Consider the following 18632-nt stretch of genomic DNA (forward strand, 5'->3'; position numbering starts at 1 on the left):
CCCTGCCGCCGTCATCCAACCTTTGATTTCAAGCAGGCAGAAGCCGCTGCGGATGCGGCATCGCCTTCAGCAGGCCACGGTCGGGGCATCCAGGCCCCCGATCATGGTGGCGCAGTCTTTCGGGCGAGGGCTGGGACCTGCTGCCATGGGCGCGAAAAAGCACTTGCCGGATGGGCCGGTACGTCACAGTCGGTTTTTTGCGTAGCGTTGGGAGAGCCTTTGGTGGAAGACAGCCTCTTGTCTGCAAAGAGGATTTCCAGCTAAAGGTGACGAGCCTGATCTCGGCACTGGTTTCACAGTTAGGGCTGCTTGGTTCCCCACCTGACCCGGTTGGCTGCTTCCCCATGCGAGGAGGCCCGTCACCTCGCATTGTACCCGAGGATTGATCCATCGCCGGCGCGAATGCCTTGACGGCGCAAGGCGGGTGCGCCAGCCCGTAGAATCCTGCGCATGTCCTATCTCGTGCTTGCCCGCAAATACCGCCCCCGCAATTTCTCTGAAATGGTGGGGCAAGAGCATGTCGTGCAGGCGCTGACCAATGCGCTGACCCAGCAGCGCCTGCACCACGCCTATCTGTTCACGGGCACGCGTGGTGTGGGCAAGACCACGGTGTCGCGTATCCTGGCCAAATCGCTCAACTGCGTGGGGCCGGACGGTCAGGGCGGTATCACGGCCACGCCCTGCGGCGTGTGCCCGGCCTGCAAGGAAATCGACAGCGGACGCTTCCCCGACTACACCGAGCTGGACGCTGCCTCGAACCGCGGTGTGGACGAAGTCCAAAGCCTGCTGGAGCAGGCCGTCTACAAGCCGGTGCAAGGGCGCTTCAAGGTCTTCATGATCGACGAAGTGCACATGCTGACGAATACGGCATTCAATGCCATGCTCAAGACGCTGGAAGAGCCGCCGGAGTATCTGAAGTTCGTGCTGGCCACCACCGATCCGCAGAAGGTGCCGGTCACCGTGCTGTCGCGCTGCCTGCAGTTCAATCTGCGGCCCATGGCGCCCGATACGGTGCTGGAGCATCTGACCAGCGTGCTGGGGACCGAAAGCGTGCCGGCCGAGCCTCAGGCGCTCAAGCTGCTGGCGCGCGCTGCCCGCGGCTCCATGCGCGATGCGCTGTCGCTGACCGATCAGGCCATTGCCTTTGGCAGCGGCCAGCTGCAGGAAGCCACCGTGCGCCAGATGCTGGGCAGCGTGGACCGCAGCTATGTGTTCCGTCTGATCGGGGCACTGGCGCAGGGCGATGGCCGTACCGTGGTGGAAACGGTGGACAGCCTGCGCACCAACGGTGTCTCGGCCTCGGCCACGCTGGAAGACATGTGCGCCGTGCTGCAGCGCATGGCCGTGCTGCAGGCCGTGCCGCAGATGGCCGATGCGGCGGACCCTTCCGATCCGGAAGCCGCCGAGATGGCCGCCCTGGCGCAGCAGATGCCTGCCGATGAAACCCAGTTGCTCTACAGCATCAGTCTGCATGGGCGCACCGAACTGGGCCTGGCGCCCGATGAATACGCTGCGCTGACCATGGCGTTGCTGCGCCTGCTGGCCTTCAAGCCCCAGGGCACAGCCGATGCGGCCACGGTGGAAAAAAAAACTCTAGCGAAACCCGTCACACAGGCTGAAGCAGCCCGCATCCAGGCGCCGGCCCCGGCGCAGGCTAGCGCGCAAGCCGTCACAGTGGTGGCTGCGGAGCCGGTTCCTGCTGCGCCGGCCGTTCCGGAGGTGGCACCGGTTGTGCCTGCCGCTGCCCCTGTGCAACCGCCGGCATCCGTCGCGCCGGTGCAGGCTCCGGCCGTGGCGCCTGCCGTCCAGTACACTGCGTCGCCCATCGCGGCGCCAGCGCCTGCCGGGGAGCCTGCTGCGCGCGCCACCCCGGCGGCTGCCGATGTGGTGCAGGCTCCCGCACCCGTGGCACCCCCTGCAGCGCCGAAAGCCACTGCTGTGCAATCGCACGCAGCGCCGCAGCCCGCGCCGCAGCCTGCCGTCGTGCCGCCGGCCGGTGTGCCAGCCGTGAGTAACGAAGTGCCGCCCTGGGAAGATATTCCCGAGGTAGCGGTGGAAGAATCCGACAGCAGCGACGATGCCGACTCCGCACCGCCCGCCTGGGAGGGGCCCATGGACGGCGAGCCCATGGACCTGCCGGATGATCCGTTGGACGCCATGGAACCTGTGGATGCCGCTCCCGCACCGCGCAGCGCACCCGCGGTGCAGGACTACGCTCCGGCACCCGCGCCGCTGGAAGTTCCGACCACGCCACTGGGCGATGTCTGGCATGGCGTGGTGACGCAACTGGTGCAGGCCGAGGCCGTGACTGCCCTGGTGCGCGAGCTGGCGCTGCAGTCCCAGTTGGTGGCCCAGGAGGGCGACAGCTGGACGCTGCGCGTGGAGCGCACCTCGCTGAACCAGGCTACCGCCAAGGAGCGGCTGCGCAAGGCTTTGGCCGACGCCGGGCACTGCCAGACGCTGGTAGTGGAAAATGGCGCTGCGGCCGATACCCCGGCCAAGCGCAATACCGCGGCTGCCCAGCGTCACCAGAAGCTGGCGGAAGCCATTGTGCTGAACGACCCCCAGGTGCAGACATTGATGCGCGCGTACGGTGCCAAAATCGTGCCTGGCAGCATTCGCCCTGCATAAGCAGGGCCCGGCAGACGCTGCCCATGGCACGTCTGCTTCTGTGACCGATTCATACTGAGAAAACCAACGCAAAGGATTTAGCCATGTTCAACAAAGGACAACTCGCCGGCCTGATGAAGCAAGCCCAGGCCATGCAGGACAACCTGAAGAAGGCCCAGGAAGAGCTGGGCAACATCGAGGTGGAAGGTGAGTCCGGCGCCGGTCTGGTCAAGGTCGTGATGACCTGCAAGCACGACGTCAAGCGCATCACCATCGACCCCAGTCTGCTGGCCGAAGACAAGGACATGCTGGAAGACCTGGTGGCCGCCGCTTTCAACGCTGCCGTGCGCAAGGCCGAAGAGACCAGCAACGAGAAGATGGGCAAGCTGACCGCTGGCATGCCCGGTCTGCCCGGTGGCATGAAGTTCCCGTTCTAAGCACCGCGCGCAGCCGCCCGGGGTCGCTTGTGCGTTGCCTTGCCGCCCTGCGGCAGCGGATGGCGCAGGGCGCGGCACGGGTGGTGTCCATCCAGCAGCCTGCTGCTGCACAGGCCGCCGTGGCCTGGATGGGATGACCGCAGCGCAGCTGTGCTGCAGGGCCGGACGGACTGTGGTCCGGGTGGTCTGTGACCGAGGGAAAGCGCTGGCGCTTTCCCTTTTGCTTTGGGCGCTGCCGTTTCGCTGCGCACCGGGCTGGATATTTCTGGATTCTGGAGTGTTGCCGATGTCCGAACTGCTTCAACCGCTGGAGCCCCTGATCCAGGCGCTGCGCCGCCTGCCGGGCGTGGGCGTCAAAACTGCGCAGCGCATGGCGTTCCATATGCTGCAACGCGACCAGGAAGGTGCGCGCCAGCTGGCGCGGGCGCTGGTGACCGCCGTGGATTCCGTGCGCCACTGCGAAAAATGCAACACCTTCACGCACGAGGCGGTGTGCAGCATCTGCCGCGATGAAGGGCGCGACGCCGCTCGCCTGTGCGTGGTGGAGACGCCGGCGGATCTGGCGGCCATGGAGCGCACAGGCGCCTACCGTGGCTACTACTTTGTGCTGATGGGGCGGCTGTCGCCCATGGACGGTGTGGGCCCCAAGGACATCGGCCTGCCCGAGCTGCTGGTGCGCACCCAGGAACCGGCGCTGCAAGAGGTGATTCTGGCCACCAGCTTCACCGCCGAAGGCGAGGCCACGGCCCACGCCATCACGGAGCTGCTGCAAGGCCGCTCCATCGAGGTCACCCGTCTGGCGCGGGGCGTGCCGGTGGGCAGCGAGCTGGAATATGTGGACCTGGGCACGATTGCCCATGCGCTGGTGGACCGGCGCTGAGCCCGACCCACGCCGCTGCCATGCGGTGGTGGGGGCGCAAGCAGGGGCGCTGGCAAGCAAGGCAGGGCCGCGTGCCTGCCTTCGCAGCCGCTTCGGCCGCCCTGATCGCATCACAGCACCAGATGCACAAAAAAAGGACTGCCCAGGCAGCCCTTTTTTGATGGCGCAGGGCCTGGTCAGCGCTTGCGCTTGGAAGGCGTTCCGCCCTTTTGGGCCACCGCGGTCTTGCCTTCGTTGCGCGGCACGGCCTTGACAGCGGTCTTGCTGTTGCGGTTGACCTTGGTCACGGTCTGCTGGCGGCCGTTGCCGCTGCTGGCCACACTGGCGGCCACACGGGCCGGAAGGTACATGGTCAGTGACTGGCCGCTGCGCAGGCTGGCATTGGGGCGCAGGTCGTTCCAGCTCACCACATCGCTGGAGCTGACGTTGTAGCGCCGTGCAATGCTGATGATTGTGTCACCCTTGCGGGCCTTGACGGTGCTGCGCCGCGTCGTGACTTCGGGTGCAAAGGCGATGCTGGCGGTATCCGCCACCTGGCCGGAGACATCGCCGGCTTCGCCTGTACGCGGGATCATCAGTGCCGAGCCGGACTTGATCAGCATGCGCGGCGGGATGTTGTTGGCGGTACGCAGGTCGTACTCGCTCATGCCGGCGCGCTGTGCGGCATCGGCCACGCTCATGGTGCGTGGCAGCACCCACACAGTCCAGCTGGCATGCTGGCCTTTGTCATAGGCTTCCAGGTTGCGGCGGAATACCTTGGCATTGTCCCAGGGTAGCAGGATCTGCGGCGTGCCGGCCGCCAGGATGACGGGTTTGTGGAATGATGGGTTGAGGGCGCGGAAGTCTTCTTCGCGCACGTCGGCCAGCTTGGCGACCAGGGCCACGTCGATGTCGCGGGTGATTTCCACGGCCTGGAAATAAGGGTGGTTCTCGATCAGCGGCAGCTGGGCGCTGAAGCGTCCGGGCTGGGCAATGATGTTTTTGACTGCCTGCAGCTTGGGCACATAGTTGCGCGTTTCGGCGGGCATGTTCAGCTCGGTGTAGCCCGTGCCCAGGCCCAGCGTCTGGTTGCGCTTGATGGCGCGACCCACGCTGCCTTCGCCCCAGTTGTAGGCGGCCAGGGCCAGGTGCCAGTCGCCGAACATGTTGTAGAGCTTTTGCAGATAGTCCAGCGCTGCGCGCGTGGAGGCCATCACATCGCGCCGGTCGTCGCGGAAGCTGTTTTGCTTCAGGTCGAAATAGGTGCCTGTGGCGGGCATGAACTGCCACATGCCGGCGGCCTTGGCGCTGGACACGGCCTGCGGGTTGAACGCGCTTTCGATATAGGGCAGCAGTGCCAGTTCGGTGGGCATGTCGCGGCGTTCCAGCTCTTCCACGATGTAGAACAGGTATTTGCTGGAGCGCTCGGTCATGCGCTGGATGTAGTCGGGGCGGCTGCTGTACCACTGCTCCTGGTTCTGGACCAGGTCCTGTTCCAGATCGGGCATGGCAAAACCGTTGCGGATGCGTTCCCACAGGTCGGCTGGCGGCGTCAGCGATGCCACCTTGCCGCCGCGGGCGCTCTTGTTGCTCAATGGGCTGAGCGGACCTTGGGGAATATGGCTGGTGACCGACGCGGTGCTGGCGTTTGGTGCCGTGCCATCGGTGGGCGTGGTGGTGGCGCAACCGGCCAGCCACAACGCACTGCACAGTAAAAGAATATGCCTCAAATTCATTGGAATACGTTTTTCCATTCGCGCAGCGCGGTGAAGACGCTGAGCGGGTGTTGGGTGTCGAGGTGAGGCGCGAATTGTGAAGCCCCTTGGGCTACTTGCACAACGTTACAACGCAAAAAAGGGTTGATTTCGCGCTCCACCGCCAGGGACGATGGCAGTGTGGGCTGTCCCTGTGCACGCAGATTCTGGCAGTGTGCCGCATGATGGAGCAGCTGCACATTGTTTGGTTCCACGGCCAAGGCGAAGCGCAAGTTAGAAAGTGTGTACTCATGTGCGCAGCACACGCGGGTGTCGGCGGGCAGGGACGCCAGTTGCTGCAGCGAATCGAACATCTGTGCCGGCGTGCCTTCGAACAGGCGGCCGCAACCGGCCGAAAACAGGGTATCGCCGCAGAACAGAATGGGGGCATTCCCGGGGCCGGGACCTCCAGGGCTGGCACAGTAATACGCCACATGGCCGCTGGTGTGGCCGGGAATGGCCAGTACCTGCCAGTGCAGGCCCAGCAGGTGCAAGGTATCACCGCCGTCCACGCGGGTGGCCGGTTCGGGAATGGTCTCGAAGGCGGGACCGTAGACCGTGGCGCCGGTGGCTTCGCGCAGTGCCGCCACGCCGCCGACATGATCGGCATGGTGGTGGGTCACTAGAATGGTCCGCAGCGCAAGGCCCCGGGCCTGCAACACCTGCATGACAGGCTCGGCCACGCCGGGATCGACCACCAGGGCCTCGTGGCCATCGTGCAGCAACCAGATGTAATTGTCCGCCAGCGCGGGTATGGGCAACAGGTTCATGAGTGAGACGAATCGGGTAGTACACCCTTGGAATGCGACGGCGTCGGGCCAGTACCTGCTGGACTGGGAGCAGCAACGCTGCGACGAGGCCGTGTCCGATATTTTCGGCTATCACAGCCTTCAGTGGGGTATGCCGATGCTACAAGGGTTACGAACCAACCGCATGCCCCACCGGTGGCTGGCCCTGGAGTCCCCGGAGCAGGCCGCCTGGTGCCCGCCCGCCGCACAGGAAGGGGAGGTGGCGGCGGACAGTCCGCGGTGGGCTCCCGCTTTCTATGCCGATTTCCGCGCGTTGCCGCTGGCCGATGCCTGCATGGACCTGCTGATCCTGCCGCACACCCTGGAGCTCAGCCCCGACCCCCACGCCACGCTGCGCGAGGTGGCGCGCGTGCTGATGCCCGAAGGCAAGGTGCTGATCTTTGGCCTGAACCCCTGGAGCCTGTGGGGTGCCCAGCACGCGCTGGAGCGGCCGGCGGAGGACGCTGCCAATGCCACGCGGGGAATTGCCTATCTGCGGCTGCGCGACTGGCTGCGGCTGATGGAGCTGGAAATCGAGGCGGTGGACTTCGGCGCCTTCACCCCCCATGTGCAGCAGGCGCGCTGGCAGCAGCGCTGGGGCTGGATGAACCGTGTGGGAGCCAAAACCTGGCCCATACTCGGCGCTGTTTATTGCGTGGTGGCCATCAAGCGCGTGCAGGGCATGCGGCTGCTGGAGCCCGGCTGGCGCACGCGCCGTGTCAATGCGCCAGGGGCGGTGCCCGTGGCCCAGCGCAATCCATCGTCGAAATACAAGGATATGAAGTTGTGAACAAGGTTGTGATCTACACGGACGGCGCCTGCAAGGGCAACCCCGGCCCTGGTGGCTGGGGTGTGCTGATGCAGGCGGGAGACGCCAAGAAGGAACTGTTTGGCGGCGAACGTGAAACCACCAACAACCGTATGGAGCTGCAGGCGGTGATCGAGGCGCTCAGCGCCCTCAAGCGTCCCTGCGATGTGACGCTGTACCTGGACAGCCAGTACGTGCGCAAAGGCATCACCGAATGGATCCACGGCTGGAAGGCCAAAGGGTGGCGCACGGCCAGCAAGGAACCCGTCAAGAATGCAGAGCAGTGGCAGCAGCTGGACGCGCTGGTCAGCGGCGCCGGCCACCGCATCGACTGGCGCTGGGTCAAGGGCCACGCCGGAGACCCGGGCAATGAACGCGCCGACGCCCTGGCAAACAAGGGCGTGGACCAGGCACTGGGGCGGCTGTAAGCACCGCGGACGCCACGCTCGCCATGCGCGCGATACGCTTGTTGCACCCCGTCGTACGGGAAGTGCGGCCGGGCTGCTGTGCCTACCTTCGACGAACGACAAGTAATGCAAGCCCTTAGCAGGGAGACCCTGGTGGCGCTGGCCATGGAAAACCCCGCCAACCGTGCCTTGCTGGCGTTGCTGCCCACGCTGGAGCTGCCGCAGGGCATGCTGACTGCGGGCTGCCTGTTCCAGACGGTGTGGAACCTGCAATCCGGCCGCCCGCCCCAGTGGGGCATCAAGGACTATGACGTCATCTACTTTGACGACGATCTGTCCTGGGAGGCCGAAGACCGCGTCATTGCGCGCGTGCGCCAAGCATGCCAGCATCTGGGCGTGCATGTGGAGGTGCGCAACCAGGCCCGTGTGCACCTGTGGTATGCCCAGAAATTCGGCGCCAGCTACGCGCCGCTGCACCGGGCAACCGATGGCATCGACCGCTACCTGATCTGCTCCACCTGCATCGGGGTGGACGTTGCCACCGGCGTGCTGTATAGCACCCACGGACTGGACGATCTGCAGCGCAATGTGCTGCGGATCAATCCCCTGAACCACCAGCCTGCCATGTTTGCCGACAAGGTACGCAGCTACCAGGAACGCTGGCCATGGCTGACGGTGGAGGCAGCATGCTGAGTGGCTGTGGCGCGCGCTTGGCCGCATGGCTGACGATTCCCCGTGCCAGAATGGCGCGCATGGATGCTGAACCGGTGAAGGAGGGCGCATGCGGGCGCTGCACGAGCTGTTGAACCATGCCGAGTCGGCGTTGCCGCTGATCACGGCGTGGGCCCGGGATGCGGAGCTGCCCGTGGAGCTGTTGCCGCCCTCGGCCGCATGCGATGCGGTGCTGCTGGCGCTGCAGGTGACGACGCGTTCGCCGCTGGGGGCCATGGCCCATGGCACCGGCGGCGTGCTGGTCGATGGGGGCTGGCTGCGCCTGCTGGGTTCGGGCCATCCCCGGCTGTCGCGCGATCTGGCGGCATGGAACCAGTCGCGCAGCGATGGCTTTCTGTTGGTGGGCGATGATGCCGTGGGCGGCTTCTTCGCCATCAACGGCGGTGCGCTGGGGGCGGACCGGGGAGGCATCTACTATCTGGCACCGGACACCCTCGCCTGGGAAGCGCTGGAGATGGGGCACACGGCGTTCATGCAGTGGGCTTTTTCCAGCCGTCTGTGCGACTTCTACCGCGATTTGCGCTGGGAGGGCTGGCAGGCCGATGTGGCGGCGCTGGATGCCGACAGTTGCATGGGTTTCTATCCTTTTCTGTTCACTGCCCAGGGTTCGGTGCACACCAGCGCACGCCGGCCCACGCCCGTGGCGGAGCATTACGCTTTCATGTGCCAAGGCGGGACGCAGGCCTGCAGCAGCCCGTGAGGCAGGGAGCCGGGCAGGCCTCGGCAGCACCTTGCACCGCCATGGAACCACACTGAGACGACGATGGTCAGTTACACACTCGACAACGGCGAAACCTTGCATGCACAGGCGCCGGACACTTTCTATCTGCCGCCTGGCGAGATGCGGGCCGGGTTGAATGTGGGCGACTTTGCCAAGCTGGTCTTTCGCATCACCCACGAGGCAGGGGAGAACGTGGAGCGCATGTGGGTGATCGTCCAGGCCCGCCAGGGTGCGGGCTATCTGGGCACGCTCGACAACCAGCCGTATTGCACGCAAGCCCTGGCGCCTGGCCTGCAGGTGGCGTTCGGCCCCGAGCATGTGATCCAGATCCTGCGCGGCGATTAGGCGCACAGCCCATGCGCAGCCCGCTTTCGCTTCCTTCCTTCCTTCCTTCCCCATCTCCCTGCCGCCCCAAGCGGCCTTTGGCCTGTTGAGCAAACAGGAGCTGCGCGCGCTGGCGGACAGGCTGCTGGTGCAGGATGTGCTGGCGGTGGACAGGTGCATAGCGTTTGTGCTGGCGGACACCCGGGGACTGTGGCATGGACGGGCCCGGGCAATGGTCTGCCGCCGCCTGAAGCACTGCCCGCTGGGGCGCAGCCAGCGCACACAGCTGCTGTCCAGCATTCTTCTACGGCTGCAGACCGGAGCGTTCGCCGAACAGTTCAAGGACCAGCTGCGCCTGGCACGGCATCTGGACCGGCAACGCACCCTGGCCGCTGCGGAACGCGCACTGACCAGCAGCCGCCCCTATGTGCAGCGTTATGCGCAGTGGACGGTGGCGGTGTGCCAGTCCCCAGCGCCATCCATCGCCGTCTCTGTCCCCCGCGCCAGGCCCACCTGACCGGCATTGCCGCGCGGTAGCGGGTTCCGTTTCAGGCGGCCTCCACCACCATCCGCACCGCCGCTTCAGCCTGTGCGCCCTGTGGCCGCACGGTCCTGCGGATTTCCTGGCCGTCCTGCAGCAGCACCAGCGTGGGCCAGAGCTTGACGCGGAACAGGCGTCCCAGGCGGCGGCCGGGGCCGTCTTCCACCTTGATGTGCTGGATGTCGTCTCGCGGTGCCAGCACCTTGCGGATGGCGTCCTGCGCGCCCAGGCAGTGGGGGCACCAATCGGTGCCGAACTCCAGCAGCACCAGGCCGGGCAGGGCTTGCACAGCCTCGGCGGTGGGCTCTGGCAGGGTGGCGGTGTCGGTGTAGGCCATGGATGCGTTCACTGCAAAAAGAATGCAGCTTTTATAGCAGGCCGTGCAGTGGCAGCGCGTTGACCAGGGTTGCTGCCGCCAGATCGCCCTGGTGGTGGTCCAGCAGCAGCAGGGCGTCGGCCTGCACCAGGCTGCTGAGCATGGCTGAGCTCTGGTTGCCGGTGGGGCGGGCCTCGACTTGGCCCTGGGCATTGGTGTGCAGGGTGGCACGGACGAATTCGGTGCGGCCGGCACGCTTGCGCAGCGGCACAGCCAGCGGAACCTGCACCAACGCTGGCGTGGCACGCTCGGCATCCATGCCCATGGCCTGCAGCAGCGCGGGGCGAGCCAGCAGCGCAAAGCTGAGGAGGGTGGCAACCGGGTTGCCGGGCAGGCCCAGCAGCAACGCGCCAGGGCGACCGTCTGCCCGGTGCATGCGGCCGACGGCCAGTGGGCGGCCGGGGCGCATGGCGATGCGCAGGAAAGCCACATCGCCCAGCTCGGCCAGCAGGGTCTGGGTATGGTCGGCGTCGCCGCTGCTGACGCCGCCGCTGGTCAGGATGACATCGGCATCCTGTGCGGCGTGCTGCAGCGCCGCGCGCAGTGCGGCAGGCTCGTCGCGCACAGCGCCCAAGTCGTGCACGGTGCAGCCCAGTTGCTGCAGTGCCGCGGCCAGTGCAAAGCGGTTGCTGTCGTAGATGGCGCCGGTGCGGGCCGCTTCGCCCGGTTGCAGCAGCTCATCGCCGGTGGAAAACAGGGCCACGCGCAGGCGGCGGCGCACGGTCAGCTGGGCCAGGCCCAGGCCGGCGGCCAGGCCCAGCTCGGCAGGACCCAGGCGGGTGCCGGCAGGCAGGGCGGTGGCGCCTGTGGCCAGTTCCTCGCCGCGCTGGCGGCGGTTGGCGCCGGGGCGCAGTCCGGCGCTGGCAAAGCGCACCGTCGGTACTGCCGCATCTGCCGGGTCTTCCAACTGGCACAGCTCAAACGGCACAACGGTGTCCAGTCCCGGCGGGAGCATGGCACCCGTCATGATGCGCAGTGCATTGCCAGCGGGAACATCGCCCGTCCAGGGCTGACCGGCCAGCACGGTCCCCGCAACGGGCAGCGCCAGCGGTTCGGCCGTGGCCAGCCACTGGCCGGCAAAGGCATAGCCGTCCATGGCGGCGTTGTCGTGCGGCGGCACGTCGACGGGGGACAGGACATCGGCTGCCAGCACGCGGCCCAGCGCCTGTTGCAGCGGCAGCGACTCGGTCTCTGCCACGGGCTCGGCCAGGGCGCGCAGCAGGGTGTGGACCTGGTTCACCTGCATGGCGCCGGCATCCGCGCCAATCCGGGTCAAGAGTTGGGTCATCCAGGAGGGGGACATCAGCGGTTCTCCATCTTCGGTGCGGCGGCGTGCAGCCCTTCCAGGGCATGCAGCTCCTGCAGGGAGTTGGCGTTGGCAAAGGCCAGCGGGTCGTCGCCGGGCTGGTCGAAGCAGGCCACGGCCAGTGGGTGCAGCGCGGTCCAGCGGTCGATCTTGCGACCGCCTGCGCTGACGAACTGCTGCAGGCTGCCCAGCAGGCTGGTGTGTATCAGGCAGAAAGCGGGCTGGGCACGCAGCGGGGGGGTATGGACAGCTGCCGCAGCACTGGCGGCGTCCGCATGGGGTGCTGCCGGCTCGGTATCCGGCGCGTGCACCACGGCCAGCGGGGCCTGTGCGGCTTCGGCCGCGGCCACCAGGCGCGCGGCCAGGTCGGCCGGGAAGCGGGGCGTGTCGCAAGGCACGGCCAGCAACCAGGGGGTGCGGCAATGCAGCAAGCCCGCCAGAAAGCCGGCCAGGGGGCCGGGGTAGTCGGCCTCGGTGTCGGCCACCACCTCCACGCCCCAGGTACGGTAGGTATCGAGGTGGCGGTTGGCGTTGACCAGCAGCGGACCGACCTGGGGCGCCAGGCGCTGCAGTGCGTGCCGGGCCAGCGCTTGGCCGGCAAACGGCTGCAAGCCCTTGTCCAGGCCGCCCATGCGGCTGCCACGGCCGCCGGCCAGCACCATGCCGGTGATGTCGGAAGTAGCAATCATGTTCTTCAAAAAATATAGCTGCCTGTTCGCCAGCAGCGCGCAGGCGTGGCGGATTGGGCGCCCAGTGTAGCGGGCTGGCCGCAGCGCTTCTGGCGGCCAGGCCCCTGGCAACCGGTGTGCAGCCTGCCCGAGAGCGCATGCGCGGGCAAGCCTGCAGACTGCAGTCATCCCATGTTCGGGGGATGCATGCAGGGCCCCAGGTGTCACCCCCCGATGTAGCTCATTTCAATCCGCCTGCGCGGCGCAGCTTCCGAAGGCGGCAGCTGGCTGCGCAACTCGGAATAGCGGTCCGTGCGGCCTTGCCAGATGTCGGTCACGGCGGCGGACAGCTGTGCATCGCTGCTGCCGTTGCGCAGCAGGGTGCGCAGGTCCCAGCCCTGGTTGGCAAACAGGCAGGTGTAGAGCTGGCCTTCGGTAGACAGGCGGGCACGGCTGCATTCGTGGCAGAAGGCCTGGGTCACGCTGCTGATCACGCCCACTTCGCCCAAGGCCGGATCGTGGCTGCCATCGGCGCCGGCATAGCCCCAGCGCTGGGCGGTTTCGCCGGGGGCGGTCGCCTCCAGCGGCACCAGGGGCAGCTCGCGCTGCAGCAGTGCGATGACGTCGGCCGAGGGCAGAACTTCGTCCATGCACCAGCCGTTGGTGGCGCCCACATCCATGTATTCGATGAAGCGCAGCGTCACGCCCGTGCCGCGGAAGTGCCGCGCCATGGGCAGGATCTGGTCTTCATTGGTGCCGCGCTTGACCACCATGTTCACCTTGATGTGCTGCAGCCCGGCCTGCTGTGCGGCCGCAATGCCGTCCAGCACGTCGGCCACGGGGAAGTCCACATCGTTCATGCGGCGAAAGACCGCGTCGTCTAGTCCGTCCAGGCTCACGGTCACACGCTGCAGGCCGGCGTCTTTCAGCACCTGGGCCTTGCGGCGCAGCAAGGAGCCGTTGGTGGTCAATGTCAGGTCCAGGGGCTGGCCGTCGGGTGTGCGCAACCGGGCCAGTTGGGCGATCAGGTTTTCCACATGCTTGCGCAGCAGCGGCTCGCCCCCGGTCAGGCGCAGCTTGCGCACACCGTGCTGCACAAACACTTGGGACAGACGGGTGATTTCCTCAAAGGACAGCAGGGCCGAATGCGGCAGGTAGTACTGGTAGTCCTTGTCGAAGATCTCCTTGGGCATGCAGTAGGCGCAGCGGAAGTTGCAGCGGTCCGTCACGCTGATGCGCAGGTCATGCAAGGGACGGCCGAGCCCGTCCTGCAGCACACCGGTGGCGGTGGGCAGGGCGGTGGGGATGCGGGGCTGCAGCGGCGCGGCGCGCTGGTCCAGCACAGGAATCACTCGGTCGGACATAGGGGTGCGATTGTGCCTCTAAGGGGGTATGCCTTGTGGGTGTTGGGGCATGGAGCGCGGGGCGCGCCGTGCGTGCTTGATGTGCATCAAGAGGGCGTCGTGTCGGGCGACCCCTGGACCGCCTCGCCGCAACAGCGGAAAAACCGCCTGCCTGCGCAAATCCAGGGCGCGGGCTGTTTCATCGCCGGGTGTCAGACACACCGGGCGCCATCCACCTCGATGCAGACGCCGCTGATGAACGCCGCCTCGTCGCTGGCCAGGTACAGCGCGGCATTGGCCACATCCAGCGCGGTGGAAAAGCGGCCCAGCGGAATGGTGGCCAGAAACCGGGCGCGCCGGGACTCGTCGACCGGGCCTCCGGCAAACTCGGCGGCCAGGCCGGTGTCGGGGTTGAAGACCGGGTTGATGCAGTTCACACGGATGCCATCCGGTCCCAGTTCGGCCGCCATCGACTTGCTGGTGGTGATGACAGCCCCCTTGGAGCCGTTGTACCAGGTCAGTCCCGGGCGCGGGCGGATCCCGGCGGTGGACGCAATGTTGATGAAGCAGCCGCTGCTGCCCTGTGGGTTTGCACGCATGGCGGGCACGCCGTGGATGGCCGAAAGGTAGATGCTTTTCATGTTGACGGCATACACCCGGTCGAACTCTTCCTCGCTGACTTCCAGCATCGGGCGGTTGCGGTGGGTCCAGCCGGCGTTGTTGATCCACACATCCAGCCGGCCGAACAGCTCCAGCGTGCGTGCGGTCAGGGCCTGAACATCGGCATGGCGCGTCATGTCGGCCTGTACGAACTGCGCCTGTCCTCCGCTGGCACGGATGCTGGCGGCCACGGCTTCGCCCTTGGTTGCATCAATGTCGTTGACGACCACGCATGCGCCTTCGGCGGCCAGGCGCCGGGCAATGCCTTCCCCAATGCCATTGCCGGCGCCGGTGACGATGGTGGATTTGCCTGCTGCGCGCATACGGGGTGTCTCCTGAAGCTGGGGTGGGGGAAGGGTGTGCCACCCATTATGGAAAGCGCGGTGCGTGTCCGGTGGCAGCACGCGCGACAGGCCAGGGAAAACACGGGCAAGGCTGTTGCACCTGGTGCGCCGCAGCTGCCAATGGCGAGGTGCTGTCGCGGCATGGTGACAGCAGGGTCTGTGCCGCGCGGCTCTGGAGGTCTGTTGACGGGGCACCTGATATCACGGTGATGCCATGCCAGCCTAGATCCATAGCTCTGATTTCGGGAGCGTTCCAGGCGTTTGCCAGGTCGCCATGCCCCCTGCGGCTGCATGGGTGACAGGCGGTGTTCTGCAATTTGGAATACATTGCACAGCCAATTATTGCTTAGTCAATTAAATTTCGACCATGTCACTTTCCCCTGACGACCCCCAGGCGCACGGCCCGGAACCTGGTGCCGTGCAGCCCCCGGCCGCCTTCTACCGGCCCGGCAGCTACCAGCCTTGGGAGAGCGCCGGTTTTCTGATGCGCCGCGTGCTCAGTTCCATCCTGCAGCAGGCCGATGCGCAGCTGGCCGAGCATGACCTGACCTATGTGCAGTGGCTGCCGCTGTACAAGCTGCTGCTCAACAGCGACACCCGCAGCACCTGCCTGGCGCGTGATCTGGGCATGGACCCGGCCTCCGTCACCCGTGCACTGGACCGCATCGAGGCCAAAGGCCTGTTGCGGCGCGAGCGCTCCACCACCGACCGCCGCCGTGTGGAACTGGTGCTGACCGAACAGGGCCGCGCCGTGGCCACCCAGGTGCCCGAGGTGCTGTGCGATGTGCTCAACGCCCATCTGGCGGGTTTCAGTGATGCGGAATGCCGCCAGCTGGTGTCCATGCTGCAGCGCATGCTGCTCAACGGCGATGCACTGCGGGGAGGGGCCGCCGCTCCCGCCGCGCCTTCTGCGTCGTCCTCGCCATCCCCGGCAGCACGCCCTCCGTCCCCACCGCCTGCGGGCGCAGAGGCGACGCCCGAATCCTGACGCTTTTCGGCTGCAGCCCTTGCAGCCTTGTTTGACCTTGGATCCATCCACCATGTCTTCACACCGTTTTGCAGCGCCCCCGCTGCACCGCCTGGCTGCCGGGCTGTCGCTGGGCGCCGCCGCCCTGGTCCTGGCCGGTTGCGCTTCCCAGGGGCCGGCCCACACCCCGCTGACCACGCTGGCTCCCGACGCGCTGGGGCTGCAGGCCCGCTCCGCTGCGGACGCCACCACCGAGGCCGCCTTGCCCGCTGCTCAGTGGTGGGGTGCGCTGGGCGATGCTCAGCTCAACCAGCTGGTGGCCTTGGCCCTGCAGGACAACCCCAGCTTGGCCGCGAGCCAGACCCGCCTGGACAAGGCCCTGGCGCTGGCCACGGCCACCAGCAGCGCCACCGATGTGCGCGGCAGCTTCACTACCGATGCGACCCGCCAGCACTACAGCGCCAACGGCATGATCCCGGCGCCCATTGCCGGCCACACCTACAACAGCGGCAACGTGCAGCTGGGCCTGGGCTGGAATCCGGATTTCTTTGGCAAGCACCGCGCCGAGCTGGATGCCGCCCTGGGCCAGGCCCGTGCGGCCCAGGCCGACCGTGCGGCCGCCGCCACCCAGCTGGCAGGCCAGGTCGCACGCAGCTATGTGGGGCTGGCCCGCTTGCTGGCCCAGCGCGATGTGGCCCAGCGGACGCTGGTGCAACGCCAGGCCTTGCTGGACCTGAGCCAGCAGCGCACCCGCGCCGGTCTGGACAGCCAGGTGGAACTGACCCAGGCCCAGGCGGGCCTGCCCGATGCCCGCACCCAGGTGGAGATGCTGGATGAGCAGATCACGCTGGCACGCCGCACCATTGCCGTGCTGTGCGGCCAGGCGCCCGATGCCCAGCAGGCCCTGGCGCCGCAGCTGGCAGCCCTGCAGCTGCAGGCGGTACCCACGGTGCTGGGGGCCGATCTGCTGGGCCGCCGCCCGGATGTGGTGGCGGCCCGCTGGCGCGTGGAAGCCGCCACGCGCGGCATTGACAGCGCCAAGGCCGAGTTCTATCCGGATGTGAACCTGACGGCGTTTGTGGGCCTGTCGGCCGTCGGGCTGGACCAGGTGTTCCAGGGCAGTTCGCGCCAGCTGGGCGTGACGCCCGCGCTGCGGTTGCCGATTTTCGATGGCAAGCGCCTGCGCGCCCAGCTGCGCGGCAAGCAGGCCGATCTGGACAGCGCCATCGCCCAGTACAACGGCGTGGTGCTGGATGCGGTCAAGGGCGCAGGCGATGCCGTGGCGTCCATGCAATCGCTGGAGCGCCAGCAGCAGTTGCAGGCCGAATCGCTGGCCAAGGCCGAACGCGCCTATGACTTTGCCGTGCAGCGCTACCAGGCCGGTCTGACCGGTCAGGTGGTGGTGCTGAACACCGAAAACCAGGTGATTGCCCAGCGCCGCCTGGCCGTGGACCTGCGTGCCCGTGAACTGGACACCCGCATTGCGCTGATGCAGGCGCTGGGCGGTGGCTGGCAGGACGACACCGCCCGCGTGCAACTGAGCCAGAAATGATCCCGGGATGAACCGGCGCGCCACGCGCGCCATCCACTTTCACCGATTTTTCCCGGGCACGCTGCTGTGCAGACGGCCCGGGGCGCAAAACCACTTACCGACATAACAAAGCGCCGAACATCATGACCGATAGCAAGAACACTCCCGCCGCAGCGCCCGCTGCCAATCCCCAGGGCCGCCGCAAAGGCCTGACCATCGTGGCGGCCGCCGTGGCCGTGGCCGCCGTGGCATGGGGCGGCTGGCACTGGATGGTGGCCCGCAACTACCAGACCACCGACAACGCCTATGTGGCGGGCAATGTGGTGCAGATCACGCCCCAGGTGGGCGGGACCGTGATCAGCATTGGCGCGGACGACACCGATTACGTCAAGCCCGGCCAGGTGCTGGTGCAGCTCGACACCGCCGACGCCCTGGTGGCCCTGGCCCAGGCCGAATCGCAGCTGGCCCAGACCGTGCGCCAGGTGCGCACGCTGTATGCCAACAATGCCCCGCTGGCAGCCCAGGTGGCCCAGCGCGAAGCCGATCTGCTGCGCCTGCAGGCCGATCTGGGCCGTGCCAGGGACGACGTGGAGCGTCGCCGGCCACTGACGGCCACGGGCGCCGTCGGCAAGGAAGAGTTTGACCATGCCCAGAGCGTGTTCAAGACCGCCAGCAATGCCGTGGTGGCAGCCGAAGCCGCCGTGCGCGCCGCCAAGGCACAGCTGGTGGCCGCCGAAGCCCAGACCCAGGGCAGCACGGCCGAGGCCCACCCCAGCGTGCTGGCCGCCGCAGCCAAGGTGCGCGAAGCCGCGCTGGCGTTGCAGCGCACCCGCCTGGTGGCACCGGTGGAAGGCTATGTCGCCAAGCGCGGCGTGCAACTGGGCCAGCGCGTGGCCGCTGGCGCACCGCTGATGACGGTGGTGGGCCTGCACCAGCTGTGGGTGGATGCCAACTTCAAGGAAAGCCAGCTGGCCGAGCTGCGCATTGGCCAGAAGACCGAGCTGACGGCCGATGTCTATGGCGACAAGACCGTCTACCACGGCACCGTGGTGGGCCTGGGCGCCGGCACGGGTGCTGCCTTCTCGCTGCTGCCGGCGCAGAACGCCTCGGGTAACTGGATCAAGGTGGTGCAGCGCGTGCCGGTGCGCATCAGCCTGAGCCCCGAAGACCTGGCCTCCCATCCGCTGCGGGTGGGCCTGTCGATGGAGGCCAAGGTGGATGTGCGGGACCGTGATGGCACGGCCCTGGCCTCGACCCCGCGCGCCGAGCCGGTGGCACAGACGGCGGTGTATGACGCCGCCTTGCCGCAGACGGAGGAGCGCATCGCCCGCATCATCGCCGGACAAAGCGTGCCTGCACTGCAGCAATTGCCCGCTCCGGTGGCCGTGTCCGCCGCGGCCCCGGCGGCAGACAAGGCTGCGCAGTAAGCCGCCCGGTACCTGAACTGGAGCGGATC

The 18632-nt window shown here is 67.2% G+C and carries 19 protein-coding genes and 1 other RNA gene; 12 read left to right on the forward strand and 8 right to left on the reverse strand.

Annotated features, from left to right (window positions below; translation table 11 throughout):
- Nucleotides 1-265: 265 nt before the first annotated feature.
- Nucleotides 266-361, reverse strand: an RNA gene (gene ffs / locus KW830_RS17070) — signal recognition particle sRNA small type.
- Between the two features lie 89 nt (nt 362-450).
- Between ffs and dnaX the strand changes: the two genes are divergently transcribed.
- The 3 genes from dnaX to recR all read left to right on the forward strand — a co-directional run bounded on the left by dnaX (nt 451) and on the right by recR (nt 3927).
- Nucleotides 451-2631, forward strand: a complete 2181-nt coding sequence (gene dnaX, locus KW830_RS17075) for a DNA polymerase III subunit gamma/tau (RefSeq protein ID WP_066535791.1) — start codon at nt 451-453, stop codon at nt 2629-2631.
- An 83-nt stretch (nt 2632-2714) separates the two neighbouring features.
- Nucleotides 2715-3047 (forward strand): YbaB/EbfC family nucleoid-associated protein, encoded by a 333-nt coding sequence (locus KW830_RS17080; protein WP_066535790.1) that lies wholly within the window; start codon nt 2715-2717, stop codon nt 3045-3047.
- 286 nt (nt 3048-3333) lie between these two features.
- Entirely contained in the window at nt 3334-3927 is a 594-nt protein-coding gene (gene recR / locus KW830_RS17085) for a recombination mediator RecR (RefSeq protein WP_218333832.1), read from the forward strand.
- Between the two features lie 176 nt (nt 3928-4103).
- Here the strand turns inward: recR and KW830_RS17090 are convergent, their stop codons facing one another.
- Together KW830_RS17090 and gloB are read right to left on the reverse strand one after the other, a co-directional pair.
- A complete protein-coding gene (locus KW830_RS17090) occupies nt 4104-5642 on the reverse strand; it encodes a transglycosylase SLT domain-containing protein (protein WP_218333833.1) in 1539 nt (512 codons plus the stop codon).
- A complete protein-coding gene (gene gloB / locus KW830_RS17095; protein ID WP_066535781.1) occupies nt 5639-6430 on the reverse strand; it encodes a hydroxyacylglutathione hydrolase in 792 nt (263 codons plus the stop codon). Before gloB ends, KW830_RS17090 begins: the two co-directional genes overlap by 4 nt.
- On the opposite strand from gloB, the gene KW830_RS17100 reads away from it, so the two are divergent.
- The 6 genes from KW830_RS17100 to KW830_RS17125 all read left to right on the forward strand — a co-directional run bounded on the left by KW830_RS17100 (nt 6429) and on the right by KW830_RS17125 (nt 9957).
- Nucleotides 6429-7238: a class I SAM-dependent methyltransferase gene (locus tag KW830_RS17100; protein ID WP_066535779.1), complete on the forward strand. Its 810-nt coding sequence runs from the start codon at nt 6429-6431 to the stop codon at nt 7236-7238. The two genes, gloB and KW830_RS17100, sit on opposite strands and share 2 nt — an antisense overlap.
- Complete coding sequence (rnhA, locus tag KW830_RS17105; protein WP_066535778.1) at nt 7235-7684, forward strand: ribonuclease HI; 450 nt, start codon at nt 7235-7237, stop codon at nt 7682-7684. The genes KW830_RS17100 and rnhA overlap by 4 nt, the downstream gene beginning before the upstream one ends.
- Before the next feature lie 105 nt (nt 7685-7789).
- The gene (locus KW830_RS17110; protein WP_218333834.1) at nt 7790-8356 is read left to right on the forward strand and encodes a nucleotidyltransferase family protein; all 567 of its coding nucleotides are present in this window, start codon (nt 7790-7792) and stop codon (nt 8354-8356) included.
- Nucleotides 8357-8444: 88 nt separating this feature from the next.
- Entirely contained in the window at nt 8445-9095 is a 651-nt protein-coding gene (locus tag KW830_RS17115) for a DUF2625 domain-containing protein (RefSeq protein ID WP_218333835.1), read from the forward strand.
- A gap of 63 nt (nt 9096-9158) precedes the next feature.
- Entirely contained in the window at nt 9159-9461 is a 303-nt protein-coding gene (locus KW830_RS17120; RefSeq protein WP_066535772.1) for a hypothetical protein, read from the forward strand.
- 85 nt (nt 9462-9546) lie between these two features.
- Nucleotides 9547-9957, forward strand: a complete 411-nt coding sequence (locus tag KW830_RS17125) for a hypothetical protein (protein WP_218333836.1) — start codon at nt 9547-9549, stop codon at nt 9955-9957.
- Nucleotides 9958-9988: 31 nt separating this feature from the next.
- Here the strand turns inward: KW830_RS17125 and KW830_RS17130 are convergent, their stop codons facing one another.
- From KW830_RS17130 to KW830_RS17150, 5 genes are all read right to left on the reverse strand, one after another.
- Nucleotides 9989-10318: a thioredoxin family protein gene (locus KW830_RS17130; RefSeq protein ID WP_218333837.1), complete on the reverse strand. Its 330-nt coding sequence runs from the start codon at nt 10316-10318 to the stop codon at nt 9989-9991.
- Nucleotides 10319-10349: 31 nt separating this feature from the next.
- Nucleotides 10350-11660: a gephyrin-like molybdotransferase Glp gene (gene glp, locus KW830_RS17135; protein ID WP_218333838.1), complete on the reverse strand. Its 1311-nt coding sequence runs from the start codon at nt 11658-11660 to the stop codon at nt 10350-10352.
- Nucleotides 11660-12352 carry a molybdenum cofactor guanylyltransferase MobA gene (mobA, locus tag KW830_RS17140; RefSeq protein ID WP_218333839.1) on the reverse strand — a complete coding sequence of 231 codons (693 nt, stop codon included), beginning with the start codon at nt 12350-12352 and terminating at the stop codon, nt 11660-11662. Before mobA ends, glp begins: the two co-directional genes overlap by 1 nt.
- A 203-nt stretch (nt 12353-12555) precedes the next feature.
- A complete protein-coding gene (gene moaA, locus KW830_RS17145) occupies nt 12556-13695 on the reverse strand; it encodes a GTP 3',8-cyclase MoaA (protein ID WP_218333840.1) in 1140 nt (379 codons plus the stop codon).
- A 191-nt stretch (nt 13696-13886) separates the two neighbouring features.
- Complete coding sequence (locus KW830_RS17150; RefSeq protein WP_066535754.1) at nt 13887-14657, reverse strand: SDR family oxidoreductase; 771 nt, start codon at nt 14655-14657, stop codon at nt 13887-13889.
- A 388-nt stretch (nt 14658-15045) separates the two neighbouring features.
- Here KW830_RS17150 and KW830_RS17155 point away from each other — a divergent pair, with 388 nt between their 5' ends.
- The 3 genes from KW830_RS17155 (at nt 15046) to KW830_RS17165 (ending at nt 18603) form a co-directional block, all read left to right on the forward strand.
- Nucleotides 15046-15666 (forward strand): MarR family winged helix-turn-helix transcriptional regulator, encoded by a 621-nt coding sequence (locus tag KW830_RS17155; protein WP_218333841.1) that lies wholly within the window; start codon nt 15046-15048, stop codon nt 15664-15666.
- Between the two features lie 52 nt (nt 15667-15718).
- On the forward strand, nt 15719-17197 hold the full coding sequence (locus KW830_RS17160) for an efflux transporter outer membrane subunit (RefSeq protein ID WP_218333842.1): 1479 nt from the start codon (nt 15719-15721) through the stop codon (nt 17195-17197).
- A 122-nt stretch (nt 17198-17319) separates the two neighbouring features.
- On the forward strand, nt 17320-18603 hold the full coding sequence (locus KW830_RS17165; protein ID WP_218333843.1) for an efflux RND transporter periplasmic adaptor subunit: 1284 nt from the start codon (nt 17320-17322) through the stop codon (nt 18601-18603).
- The last annotated feature ends 29 nt before the right edge of the window (nt 18604-18632 follow it).

Origin of the sequence: Comamonas sp. CMM03 (genome assembly GCF_019218715.1) — a bacterium.
GTDB classification, from domain to species: domain Bacteria; phylum Pseudomonadota; class Gammaproteobacteria; order Burkholderiales; family Burkholderiaceae_C; genus Comamonas; species Comamonas terrigena.

Coding starts and splice junctions, on each gene's coding strand:
- dnaX (WP_066535791.1), top strand. CDS start 451: ATGTCCTATCTCGTGCTTGCCCGCAAATACCGCCCCCGCAATTTCTCT.
- KW830_RS17080 (WP_066535790.1), top strand. CDS start 2,715: ATGTTCAACAAAGGACAACTCGCCGGCCTGATGAAGCAAGCCCAGGCC.
- recR (WP_218333832.1), top strand. CDS start 3,334: ATGTCCGAACTGCTTCAACCGCTGGAGCCCCTGATCCAGGCGCTGCGC.
- KW830_RS17090 (WP_218333833.1), bottom strand. CDS start 5,642: ATGAATTTGAGGCATATTCTTTTACTGTGCAGTGCGTTGTGGCTGGCC.
- KW830_RS17100 (WP_066535779.1), top strand. CDS start 6,429: ATGAGTGAGACGAATCGGGTAGTACACCCTTGGAATGCGACGGCGTCG.
- gloB (WP_066535781.1), bottom strand. CDS start 6,430: ATGAACCTGTTGCCCATACCCGCGCTGGCGGACAATTACATCTGGTTG.
- KW830_RS17110 (WP_218333834.1), top strand. CDS start 7,790: ATGCAAGCCCTTAGCAGGGAGACCCTGGTGGCGCTGGCCATGGAAAAC.
- KW830_RS17115 (WP_218333835.1), top strand. CDS start 8,445: ATGCGGGCGCTGCACGAGCTGTTGAACCATGCCGAGTCGGCGTTGCCG.
- KW830_RS17120 (WP_066535772.1), top strand. CDS start 9,159: ATGGTCAGTTACACACTCGACAACGGCGAAACCTTGCATGCACAGGCG.
- KW830_RS17130 (WP_218333837.1), bottom strand. CDS start 10,318: ATGGCCTACACCGACACCGCCACCCTGCCAGAGCCCACCGCCGAGGCT.
- glp (WP_218333838.1), bottom strand. CDS start 11,660: ATGTCCCCCTCCTGGATGACCCAACTCTTGACCCGGATTGGCGCGGAT.
- mobA (WP_218333839.1), bottom strand. CDS start 12,352: ATGATTGCTACTTCCGACATCACCGGCATGGTGCTGGCCGGCGGCCGT.
- moaA (WP_218333840.1), bottom strand. CDS start 13,695: ATGTCCGACCGAGTGATTCCTGTGCTGGACCAGCGCGCCGCGCCGCTG.
- KW830_RS17150 (WP_066535754.1), bottom strand. CDS start 14,657: ATGCGCGCAGCAGGCAAATCCACCATCGTCACCGGCGCCGGCAATGGC.
- KW830_RS17155 (WP_218333841.1), top strand. CDS start 15,046: ATGTCACTTTCCCCTGACGACCCCCAGGCGCACGGCCCGGAACCTGGT.
- KW830_RS17160 (WP_218333842.1), top strand. CDS start 15,719: ATGTCTTCACACCGTTTTGCAGCGCCCCCGCTGCACCGCCTGGCTGCC.
- KW830_RS17165 (WP_218333843.1), top strand. CDS start 17,320: ATGACCGATAGCAAGAACACTCCCGCCGCAGCGCCCGCTGCCAATCCC.